The sequence below is a fragment of the Flectobacillus sp. BAB-3569 genome (genome assembly GCF_002270355.1).
Classification (GTDB): Bacteria; Bacteroidota; Bacteroidia; order Cytophagales; family Spirosomataceae; genus Flectobacillus; species Flectobacillus roseus.
On the sequence record NZ_NJFZ01000022.1, the window covers coordinates 33,957 to 46,178 of the forward strand.

6 protein-coding genes are annotated in these 12,222 nt (G+C 38.1%); 3 read left to right on the forward strand and 3 right to left on the reverse strand.

The window, feature by feature from the left end:
* Positions 1 to 51: 51 nt before the first annotated feature.
* Positions 52 to 1,533 (reverse strand): arginine decarboxylase, encoded by a 1,482-nt coding sequence (locus tag BWI92_RS20100; protein WP_095166160.1) that lies wholly within the window; start codon positions 1,531 to 1,533, stop codon positions 52 to 54.
* A 396-nt stretch (positions 1,534 to 1,929) separates the two neighbouring features.
* Between BWI92_RS20100 and murC the strand changes: the two genes are divergently transcribed.
* Positions 1,930 to 3,291, forward strand: coding sequence for a UDP-N-acetylmuramate--L-alanine ligase (murC, locus tag BWI92_RS20105; RefSeq protein ID WP_095166161.1), 1,362 nt, complete (start codon positions 1,930 to 1,932; stop codon positions 3,289 to 3,291).
* A 69-nt stretch (positions 3,292 to 3,360) separates the two neighbouring features.
* Positions 3,361 to 4,137, forward strand: coding sequence for a tryptophan synthase subunit alpha (gene trpA / locus BWI92_RS20110; RefSeq protein WP_095166163.1), 777 nt, complete (start codon positions 3,361 to 3,363; stop codon positions 4,135 to 4,137).
* Positions 4,138 to 4,321: 184 nt separating this feature from the next.
* On the opposite strand, the gene BWI92_RS28565 is transcribed toward trpA, so the two are convergent.
* Positions 4,322 to 8,548 carry a gliding motility-associated C-terminal domain-containing protein gene (locus tag BWI92_RS28565; protein ID WP_095166165.1) on the reverse strand — a complete coding sequence of 1,409 codons (4,227 nt, stop codon included), beginning with the start codon at positions 8,546 to 8,548 and terminating at the stop codon, positions 4,322 to 4,324.
* Between the two features lie 441 nt (positions 8,549 to 8,989).
* On the opposite strand from BWI92_RS28565, the gene BWI92_RS20120 reads away from it, so the two are divergent.
* Positions 8,990 to 10,051, forward strand: coding sequence for a type IX secretion system membrane protein PorP/SprF (locus tag BWI92_RS20120; RefSeq protein ID WP_095166167.1), 1,062 nt, complete (start codon positions 8,990 to 8,992; stop codon positions 10,049 to 10,051).
* Positions 10,052 to 10,167: 116 nt separating this feature from the next.
* Here BWI92_RS20120 and ettA read toward each other — a convergent pair whose 3' ends face one another.
* Positions 10,168 to 11,835 carry an energy-dependent translational throttle protein EttA gene (gene ettA / locus BWI92_RS20125; RefSeq protein ID WP_095166169.1) on the reverse strand — a complete coding sequence of 556 codons (1,668 nt, stop codon included), beginning with the start codon at positions 11,833 to 11,835 and terminating at the stop codon, positions 10,168 to 10,170.
* Positions 11,836 to 12,222 lie beyond the last annotated feature (387 nt).

The window sequence follows — 12,222 nt, forward strand, 5'->3', positions numbered from 1 at the left end:
TACTACAAAAATACAAATATCTCTCAAGCTTAAACTCTAATATCCACAAAATTATTGTTCGATAAGAGACAGATTTTCAGCGTGTTTTACTTCTTCTTGACTTAATACAGTGGCCTGAGCTTCGGCTTTTTCGGTCGAGCCATAACCTAAAATATTAAGCATACCATAGCTTTCTTGTGCTGAAGCAAACAACTGTGTGGTAATAGTACCATCTTCAAGACGATCCACTAGCACATGTTTTGGAGCAGGAATCAAGCAGTGCTGAATACCTCCATAACCCCCTAAGGATTCTTGGTAAGCACCTGTATGGAAAAATCCAACATATTGACGCTCTTGACCTTCCTCAAAAATTGGTAAGTATAAATCTGAGCTATGCGCTTCGGTGTTATAGAAGTCCATCGAGTCGCAAGTCAAACCACCTAAGTTTACTTTTTGATATGGCGAGCCCCAGTTGTTTACAGGAAGCATGATATATTTTTGGTTCATACCCCAAGAGTCTGGCAATTGAGTAATAAACGAACCATCAATCATATACCACAATTCCTTGTCATTCTGGAGTTTTTGGTCAATGATTTCATATAAAACAGCGCCACTTTCGCCTACGGTGTAAGAACCAAATTCGGTAAAGATATTTGGAACAGGCACGTTGTTTTTGTTACAAATCCATGAAATAGATTCAACGATTTCGTCAATCATTGCTTGGTAATCGTAATTGAATTGCAATGAAGTTTGAATCGGCAAACCACCACCCAAGTCGATAGAATCTAAATCTGGGCAGATTTTTTTCATTTCACAATATTTGTAAATAAAGCGGCTCAATTCTGACCAATAGTAAGCACTATCTTTGATACCAGTATTGATAAAGAAGTGCAACATTTTGAGCTTGTATTTGCTGCTGTTCTGAATTTTGTTTTTATACAAATCCATCACATCAGAATAACGAAGTCCCAAACGTGAAGTATAGAAAGCAAAATCTGGCTCTTCATCAGTGGCAATACGAATACCTAAATTAACAGTCTCGGCAGTTACTGATTTGTCATAAAAATCAATTTCTTTAAGATTGTCCAAAATAGGAATACAATTAAAGCCCTCATTGATTAACTCGCTGATATATTGAGTATATAAAGGCAACTTGTAGCCATTGCAAAGAATGTAGGTAGATTTTGAAATCTTACCTTCATCATATAGCTTTCGGATAATAGGAATATCGTAAGAAGAGGATGTTTCGAGGTGAACATTATGACTCAGAACCTCTTCGACCACAAATCTAAAATGCGAAGACTTTGTACAGTAACAATACGTATAATTACCCTTATAGTTGTACTTTTTGATAGCATTCTTAAACATGCGCTTGGCGTTTTCGATATGCTCACCAATTTTTGGTAAGTACGTGATTTTTAGGGGAGTTCCATATTGTTTTATGATGTCCATCAACGGTACGTTGTTGAACATTAATTCGTTGTTTTCGTCAATGTTGAACTCAAGAGTTGGAAACTCAATCGTCTGGTCAATGAGGTCAATGTAATTTTTCATCCTACTGCGAAAAGCATAAAGCGAGTTTTTATGTCCGAATTTATTTAAGTTTGTGAGTATTCGTCCTAAGAAACGAAAACCGCAAGAAATTTTACTAACGAAAATCGACTTGCGGAGTTTACTCATAAAAAACGTGCAAAAGTGCAATAAAAGTATGACCTTTGCAAGAATCTAATTTGGATTTATTTTTATTTCACAATTTGATAAAATCATTCTGTCAAATTATTTGATTATCAAAGAGTTGTATCGATAAATAATTCAAGTGAGTAATCCGTGGATTTTCTTGAAAATGATTCATTATCAGTTAGTTAGTTTCTTGGAAAAGTCATAGCAAATCCAAAACCACAATCTTTTTAACGAACAATGTTTTGAACTGGAAAGTTCGAGTTAAATTTTATGAAAAAAGTTCACTTTATCGCTATTGGGGGGGCAGCGATGCACAATTTGGCCATCGATCTGCATAATAATGGTTATTTAGTTACGGGTTCGGACGACGAAATATATGAGCCTTCGCGTAGCTTATTGGCAGCTTGTGGCTTATTACCAGCCGAAATAGGTTGGTTCCCTGAGAAGATTTCAGAAGATTTGGATTGTGTAATTTTGGGTATGCACGCCAGAGTCGACAATCCTGAATTGTTGAAAGCTCAAGAATTAGGTGTGAAAATTTACTCATATCCTGAATTTATTTATCAAAATAGCCAAAATAAGCAAAGAGTGGTGATTGCTGGAAGTCATGGTAAAACTACGATTACATCGATGGTTTTACACGTGTTGAAATTCCATAATCGCAAATTTGATTATTTGGTAGGTGCTCGTATCGAAGGTTTTGAGACTATGGCTAAACTTTCGGATGCTCCTGTGATTGTGATTGAAGGCGACGAATACCTATCGTCACCTATTGATCGCCGTCCAAAATTTTTGCACTACCATCCGCACGTAGCTTTGATTTCGGGAATTGCTTGGGATCACATCAATGTGTATCCACAATTTGATGAGTATGTGCATCAGTTTGAACTGTTAGCACAAGACTTACCAAAATCTGGTAGCTTGATTTATGACGAAACAGATTCGTTAGTAAATGCCGTAGGTCAAAAAGAATATGCTGATATTCAGAAATATGCCTACAAAGCTCACCCTGCTGTGGTGAGAAATGGAAAGACTTTTTTACAATTACCTGATAAAAAAGAACTAGCAATCGAGGTTTTTGGAGAGCATAATCTCAAAAATCTTAATGGCGCACGCTTGATACTAAGCCAGATTGGTATCGAAGATGAGCAGTTTTATGAAGCAATTGCTTCATTTAAAGGAGCTGCCAAGCGCTTAGAGCTAGTAGGACAAAACGATGAAACCGTGTTTTATCGTGATTTTGCTCATGCACCTTCTAAGGTGGAGGCGACAACTAAAGCGCTCAAAGGACAGTATCCCAACCGTCATTTGGTAGCTTGCTTGGAGTTACACACTTTTAGTAGTTTGAACAAAAACTTCTTGAAAGAGTATGCTCACAAGTTGGACGGAGCTGATACCGCAGTTGTATATTTCAGTCCTAAAACCCTTGAACACAAAAAGATGCCAGCGCTTAGTGTAGAAGAAGTCAAAGCAAATTTTGCGAACAGCAATCTCGAAGTATTTACTGATAACCAGTCTCTGAAGACCTTCCTTTTGAGCAAGCGATGGCGCGGCTCAAACTTACTGATGATGTCGTCGGGGACCTTTGATGGTCTGGATTTCAAAGAATTATCTAGTCAAATACTTTCGTAAAATCACAGTACGGTTTGGGAAGATGAACAGAACGTTCGCTTGCTGTACTTATTGAACTTTTATACAATCATGAATCGTATTACTCAGCTTTTTGAACAAAAGAAAAATAACGTACTAAATATTTATTTTACAGCGGGTTATCCACAACTCAACGATACAACAATCATCTTGAAGGCTTTGGACGAGAGCGGTGCTGATTTAGTAGAAATCGGAATGCCTTACTCAGACCCAGTTGCGGATGGTGAGACAATTCAACATGCCAATCAAGTAGCTTTGGATAATGGAATGAGTGTTAAGTTGTTGTTTGAACAACTTGCTGACATTCGTCCAGCTATCAAAGTACCAATCTTGCTGATGGGTTATATCAATCCAGTTTTGCAGTTTGGGATTGAGGAGTTTTGTAAAAAATGCCAAGAAGTAGGAGTGGATGGTTTGATTTTGCCAGATCTTCCTGCCGACGTGTATGAAGAAGATTATAAAGCAATTTTTGAGAAATATGGTATTTTAAATATCTTCTTAATTACGCCTCAAACTTCAGAAAGCCGTATTAGTCATATCGATGCTATTTCTGAAGGTTTTATCTATATGGTATCTTCGGCAAGTATTACAGGGGCAAAATCGGGTATTTCTGATGAGCAAGAGGCTTACTTCAGTCGTATCAATGCCATGAACTTGAAAAATCCTCGTTTGATTGGTTTTGGTATTTCGGATAACGCTACTTTCACAAAAGCATCATCACACGCAGCAGGCGCAATTATTGGTAGTGCATTTATCAAAGTTGTGACAGAAGCAAAAGATTTATCAGCAGATATTAATGCTTTTGTAAAATCAGTAAAAGGAGAATAAGTTATGAATTAGTGAGTTGTGAATGAGTGAGTTGTGAATGAGTGATTGCTCCCTAATTCAGTAACTTAAAAATCAGATATCTATCAAAAAAGCGGTCGAAAAACAATTTTCGACCGCTTTTTTGATGATAAAATGCTGGACAAGTAAATAATCCCTCATTCACAATTCACTAATTCCCTCATTGCTACCACGCCACTGTTACTGCACCACGTTTAACTTGTAGAGGAGTGCCTACGTTTGGCTCAGGGTATTCAGGACGATAGGTTATTTCCCAAGCATAGCTATTAGGAGGTGCTAGTACTCCTTTGAACTTACCATCCCATTCATCTTCCCAATCATACGATACAAATACCAATTCGCCCCAACGGTTGTAGATTTTTAGTGAAAAACCTTCTTTTAAAATATGTCTAGGGAAAATTTTGAAAGTGTTATTATATCCGTCATTATTTGGGGTAAAGATATTGGGAACCATGATGTCGGGAAGACACAAGTCATATACCAATGTGCTAGCTTTGATGCTACAACCTTCGAGATTCGTTATTTTAACAGTGTAATTGCCAACAGAAGAAACCTTAATTTTTTGAGAGGTTACACCTGAAGGACTCCATTCATATTGCCATGTATTTCCAGCATTACCTGGGTCAAGTTCTAGCTCTTTGCCATCAGCAATACACAAAGGCACTTCCGACTTCAGACTACTAAATGGTATCGGAAGAATATTTACATTGATATCATCGCTAGAATTACAAGCTCCATTTGAAACTAACAAAGTATAGTTTCCTGACTTGGTAGGCGTAATTTGAGGTGTTGATTCTCCTGTATTCCATCTAAATGTCCAGTTTGGGTCTGTAGGAATACCGATTATTACAGAGGTATTTTTACAAAAAACAATATCCTCTCCTAAGTCAACATAAGGCTTAGATACGGTCGAAATATTGACGCTACCTCTTCCTGTACAGGTATTTTGGGTATAACTGTAGGTAATAGTTTCCGTTTTGATAAAAGTCGCAGGAGTATATAAGCCTGTTGCACTGATATTGCTCGACCCGCCCCAAGTTCCTCCTTCAGGTGTGGCACGTAGTTGAACAGGAGTCGCTCCTATACACAAGAAAGATGGTCCTGTAACGCTCACTCTAGGACTTGCTTTGAAAGTAACCGTTGTACGAGCAGAATTATTACACTTGCCATCTAATGACGTAATAGTAACACTATAAATACCAGCATATTGAACATTGATGGTCGGCGTAGTCGCTCCTGTACTCCAAAGTATTGTTCCTGTAGGTGTTTGATTTAGCGTTAATGTAACGGATTCTCCTTCACATTTTACCACTGGGGGCTCGATACTTAATTGTGTACTGGCCACTTTTAGTAACGTAATTGGCGAGGTAGTGTACTGACAGCCCTCTACCGTTTCAAGAACTATTTGATAGGTACCAACACCAAGATTACTAATTCTATATTCTCTATCTCTTACAAAAATCCCACTCATATCTCCATTTGCGATACGATCATAGACACCGTTGTTCTGTTGTAAAAGTACATATCTTGCTGGAATAAACTGATTAGTAGCTCCAAGCGCAATCGTTATGCTGCCATCTGTTAGACAAGTCACAGGCGTTGAGAGAGTCGTTATAGCTGTGACGGGCAGTCTGGTGGGTTGTAAGTTAAAATCAGCATTTTGATAACATGTATTAGGGCTACTGATACTTACTTGATAAACCCCTGGTCCCAGTCCAGAAAGACTGCTCCCCCTCAAACTAGGTATAATAGATCCGTTTTTCTTCCATATAAAACTATAATTATCAGCTGGAGAAAAATTGGTTAAGGCAATAGTTCCATCTTGAGCGTTACAAGCTGTAGGGTTAGTAATAGCAGAGTTGAAAGTAGCTTTTGGTCTCGCAGTTACCTGAATATCATCACTAACAGTACATTGTGTTGAACCTATTGGTGTATTGATTGTAACAGTATACTTTCCTGTTGTGGATACCGTGATTGAAGGAGTTGTCGCTCCTGTATTCCATAAGTAAGTAGTTGTGTTACTAAAATTTGGATTAGCCGCATTTAGTATAATAGAGCTATTTTGACAAATATTGGTATCTGCCACAGCAAAAGGAGGAGCTTGTGCCAGTACGACTTTTATCTCATCTTCTTTGATACATCCGTCGCTTTCAACAAGTACTTTGTAAGTACCAGACTGTGTAACATTGAGAGTGGATAAAGTATCAGCCAATAAACCTCCATCTCTTTGCCAAAAGTAGCGGCTATTTGCTATCGTATTTTTCGAATCTAAGGTCGTACTAGCAGCACATAATTGTATATCGTTGCCCAAATCAGGATTGGGCATAGGTTTTATCGTAAATTCTTGTGCGGGTAAAGTGGTATCAGATTTACAACGATTTGCCATAGTTACCGTAACATGATACAAGCCTGGCTCAGATAAAGTAGTACTCACTTGCAAGTCTTGTTCAGAGCCAGTACCTCCTAGTGTTGCCACAGGCAATGATGTTTCAGGCTGACCTTGTTGTGGAGCTGGTCCTTTGTAAACTTTCCAAAGTGTTTTCGTATTTTTTAGTTTTTCACCACAGAGATGATTCGCTTGAAACTGAGTAGGAGCGCCCAAACAAGTGTCGCCAACCGAAATCCCCGATTGTTGATCTTGTTCGGGAGCTACAGAGGTATTATTGGGTAAGCCTAATTGACTCAATTTGCCTGCCAAATCAAATCCAAGTTGTTTGTATTCTAAAGTATCTACTTTACTGCCTGTTTGTAAAATGATATTGGGTTGACCAATCACAGCCAAATGCGTACTACCCTGAACAGCCATATAGATTTTGCTATCTGGTCCTATTTTTAGGGCTCCAAAATTTTTGGTACTAGTACTATCAATGAGTTTTCGAGATAAACCAATAGTAGCCGAATCATTTGAGGTTAAGTCAAACTGTAATAGTTGAGATTTAATTGTGGTGTCGGCTGGTGGAAGTGTCGTGACACCAGCAGTAAGACTGGTGTACAAACTATTACCATCTGGTGAAAACTCCACACCATACAGCGTTGGAGGGGCTTTGCCTAAATCAATGACTTTTTTGTTAGAAATAGCTCCTGTAGAATCTGCGAAATCATATATCTCTACATAGTTGCGATCTGGCCCAGGCACTACATAAGCCATTTTGGTACCATCTTGTGAAAACTTCAAATACCCTTGTGCCTTACCCACAGAGTCTATTTTGGCACCAATACTAATTGTTTTGGAAATAGAAACCCCATTTTTTGTAACACGATACATACGAAATGTATTATCACCATAGTCGTGACTAACAACCCAATAAGTAGAATCTTTTGGAACATACACAGAAGCAATACTTTCTGTAGTGCTGTTGGTATCGAGCGGAATATTTTTTTCTATAACTTTTCCCAAACCACTGTCTCTACGCATGTCTACAATAGAGTAGGTGAGTTGTTTAGTCCCATTTACATCAGTTGTTGTAAATACATAATACGTTGATTGACAGCCTTTACAGGAAGGTACTGGCACAATGACAACCCCTTGCGTAGCAGTAGAACTTCCAGCTAAGGGAATGCTAGAGGATACGGATGGCATTAGCGTTCCGTCTGTACGATACACATTTTTACCATCTGAATAAAATATGGTATTTCCTTTTGTATCTGTTATTCCTGCTACACCTTCTAGTGAGTTGGTTTTACCGTTTCCGTCGGCTGTTGGCTCGCCATTTTGAAACAAAATACCAGCTCCTTGTCCAAAATACCAATATTCTTTAGGAGGTTGTGGTGGAGGAGGTACACAGAGTTTGACATTTAACTTATTTTCCGTAGAACAGCCTGTCAAGGTATCTGTTACTTGTACAGAATAACAAGTGGTTGAATCTGCCAGTACGGTTTGTGTTGTATCTCCTTTAGGAAACCAGATGTATTTAAACTGCGGTTCGGCACCTCCAGTTCGATAAGGGTCTAGTTTGAGTTTATCGCCTTTACAGATAGTAGTATCTTGTTGCGAAGGATCATTTCCCAAATAAAAAGGCCTTGGGGGCTGATTTATCGTAACTACTTTGGTATATACTACAGGTCCTGAGATTTCATTCCTTGTTAGCGTTACCGTATAAGTACCTGCTGTAGCGTACAAGTGAGCAGAATTAAGTCGAGTAGAGGTATTTTTATCTCCACTGGTCGGGTCACCAAAATTCCAAAGAACACTGGTAGCTTTGGTCGTATGTAAATCACGAAACTGAGTTGCAGCAGTTGAATCTGAGCACTCAGATAAACAAAGGTTCTTTACGGCAATATAATCTGGAGTACTCGTAGTTTGCCCCATACCAACTACACTCATTCCTAGGAAAAGGAATGATACCAAAAGGATATGCAAAAAATACGGATATGATTTACCAAAATTTAACATTTGTTCGTTATCTATGTCGTGATACCCATCTTACAATTTACTCTAATAGACCGACAACTCGATTAAAGGGTTGTATATATACGCAGAGATGGCACTAGATTTGTAGAAAAAAATCATTTATTGAATAAACAAACTGCATAACTTTATGTTCAACAGTTATTTTACACACAATTTTATATAATTTAACGAATAAGTAGGATATTAATTTTAAAGTAAACTCTAAAACGCTTTTTTACCTTCAAAAAGGTCTTTTTTTGTTAAAACTTAATATAAAAATGCGATTCTAGCAGCTTTTTACACTCAAATGAGGTCATATTACTAAAACCTATTTGGGACCTTCTAAAAATAGTTCTGATTTAAGTTTTACAGTTCGTTAGAAACCTATTCAATAAAATTTTAGAGATTTACCAAGAAATATGAGAAGTAACTTTTATCAATAATATGTTAAGAAAAACCATTTTAGGCTTAGGAATATTACTTGGGACTGTGCTAGTTGCATTGGGGCAAGATCCTCAATACTCACAGTTTTATGCAGCTCCTTTATATCTTAATCCAGCATTTGCAGGTTCGGCTATGGCACCTCGTGTGAACTTTAATCACCGTAATCAGTGGCCTTCTCTCAGTGCGAACTTTGTTACTTCGTCTCTTTCGGCAGATATGTATCTCGAACGCATCAATAGTGGCGTGGGCTTGTTGATTACGAATGATAGACAATTTTCAAATTTAAAAACTACCGATATTGGTGCAATTTATACATACCACCTCAAATTAAGCGATGGTCTATCTGCCAATCTTGGTGTGCAAGGCTCGTATGTGAGTCGTAGTATCAATTTTGGGGACTATATTTTTGCTGACCAAATCCAGTCTTATCTCAACGGAGGAGGATTCCCCGCTTATACTAACGATCCAATTGTAACTGGTGGATTTGCTCCTACGATTCAATATTGGGATTTTTCTTCGGGTGGGATTGTTTACTCAGAAAGATTTTGGGCTGGACTCTCAGTACATCACATCAATCAGCCTAATCAATCCTTTGGTAATGCCGATGCCAAATTACCTATGAAAATAGGCGTACAGGCAGGGTACAGAATTCCTTTAGCAGATTACGAAATCGGTAATAATTTAGGAAGTCAGATAGAGAAAGAAAAAAGTCTAACCCCTGTTGTACATTACAAGCATCAAGGTGCATTTGACCAGTTGGATGTGGGTATGTACTTGACTTATTCGCCTCTTGTGCTTGGAGCTTGGTACAGAGGTATTCCGTTAAAAACATACAAAAAAGATAATACGACCTACTTGAGCAATGATGCTGCTGTGATTTTGATAGGATATCGTCAAGATAACTTTTCGATTGGTTATAGCTACGATATGACAATTTCAAGCTTAGGCTCGTCCACAGGAGGTGCACACGAGCTATCGCTTTCTTATGTATTTTCAGATTTGTTCGAATCAAAACCTAAGTATCGTCCAAGAAAAGCAGAGCTTCGCTGTCCGAAATTTTAAAGATATTCACCAAACATAAGCCATTCCTACATTTAGCGATTGAGCGAATGAGTGATTATTATTCTAACACAATCACTCATTCACTCAATCTCAATTCACTGAATTGAGGATGAATACTATTGTAATTTTTTGTATCTGATGCGTTTTGGTGTCGCATCAGTTCCCAAACGTTTACGACGATTTTCCTCGTAGTCAGAGAAGTTACCTTCAAACCAATATACTTGAGAATCTCCTTCGAATGCCAAGATATGCGTAGCCACACGGTCAAGGAACCAACGGTCGTGGGAAATAACTACAGCACAACCACCAAAGTTTTCAAGAGCTTCTTCCAACGCACGCAAGGTATTTACGTCGAGGTCGTTGGTAGGTTCATCTAAAAGTACCAAGTTAGCACCCTCTTTCAACATCATTGCCAAGTGAACACGGTTACGCTCACCACCCGACAGGTTAGCAATTTTCTTTTCTTGGTCGGCACCCGCAAAGTTGAATTTACTCACATAGGCGCGAGCATTAACTTGCTTGTTGCCTAACATAATTTGCTCTGTACCCCCTGAAATAGTTTCAAAAACAGATTTACCTGCATCTAAAAGATGGTGTTCTTGATCTACATAGGTCATTTTAACAGTATCTCCGACTTCGAATGTACCAGAATCTGGAGTTTCTTGACCTGAGATAAGCTTAAATAATGTCGATTTACCAGCACCGTTTGGTCCGATAATACCTACGATACCTGCTGGAGGCAATGAGAAACTAAGATTTTCGAATAATAGTTTATCTCCATAAGCTTTTGAAACATTATTTACTTCAATAACCTTATTACCCAAGCGTGGTCCTGGTGGGATAAATAATTCTAGCTTATCTTCTTTTTGTTTGTTTTCTTCCGAAAGGAGTTTTTCATAAGCACCCAAACGAGCCTTAGATTTAGCCTGACGAGCTTTTGGAGCCATGCGTACCCACTCCAATTCACGCTGTAAAGTTTTTTGGCGTTTAGATTCCGTTTTTTCTTCCATAGCCAAGCGATTTTGCTTTTGCTCCAACCATGAAGAATAATTTCCTTTCCATGGAATACCTTCGCCACGGTCAAGTTCCAAAATCCAACCAGCTACGTTATCTAAGAAATAACGGTCGTGAGTTACGGCAATAACGGTTCCTTTATATTGACGAAGGTGTTCTTCCAACCACAATACCGATTCAGCATCGAGGTGGTTGGTAGGTTCATCGAGCAATAATACGTCTGGTTCTTGCAACAATAAGCGGCAAAGCGCCACACGGCGTTTTTCACCACCAGAAAGATTGCCTACTAATGCCTCAGATGGAGGACAACGGAGTGCATCCATAGCTTTTTCGAGGCGAGTATCTAGTTCCCAAGCATTGAAATGGTCTAGCTTTTCTTGAACTTCTCCTTGGCGAGCCAATAATTTATCGAAGTCAGCGTCTGGGTCGCCAAAAGCCTCGTTGATTTCGTCAAACTCTTTTAAAAGTCCAACAATTTCAGCGACACCTTCTTCCACAATTTCTTTAACTGTTTTGGTTGGGTCTAATTTTGGCTCTTGCTCAAGCATTCCTACCGTATAACCTGGCGAAAATACCACATCGCCTGTGTAACTCTTGTCGATACCAGCAATCACACGTAACAACGACGACTTACCAGCACCGTTTAGACCAAGTACCCCAATTTTGGCGCCGTAGAAAAACGAGAGATAGATATTTTTGAGAATTGTTTTTTGTGGTGGAACAGTTTTAGAAACCCGTTCCATTGAAAAAATAATGGTTTCTTGACTCATTGTTTTTTTGTTTTATTCTAAAGGTCTATTTATATTAGTAAAATGAATATCTGAAGCTCTACATAGCTTTTGAATAAATTGCTTGAAGCTCAATACTTTTAAGAAAAAGGATGAGTAAAGTACTAAAATTATTGACTTTAATTCAAGCAAAGTAAGTTCAAAGCTCGCAGGTTTTAGTGATTAAAAAAACTAAGAAATAAATTTGTCAAAGATACTAAAAGCAGAGTGGGGATTCAGTGTATAAGGCTTAGTTTTTATTTCCATTGGTAATTCATAGCGATTTTAGCATGCCAATGTTAAATTTTGTCCGAATAATGGATAATCGATATGTATAATTATATTTTTTATTGAAATTCAGTATATTGCAAAAAAATATCAAACTAATAA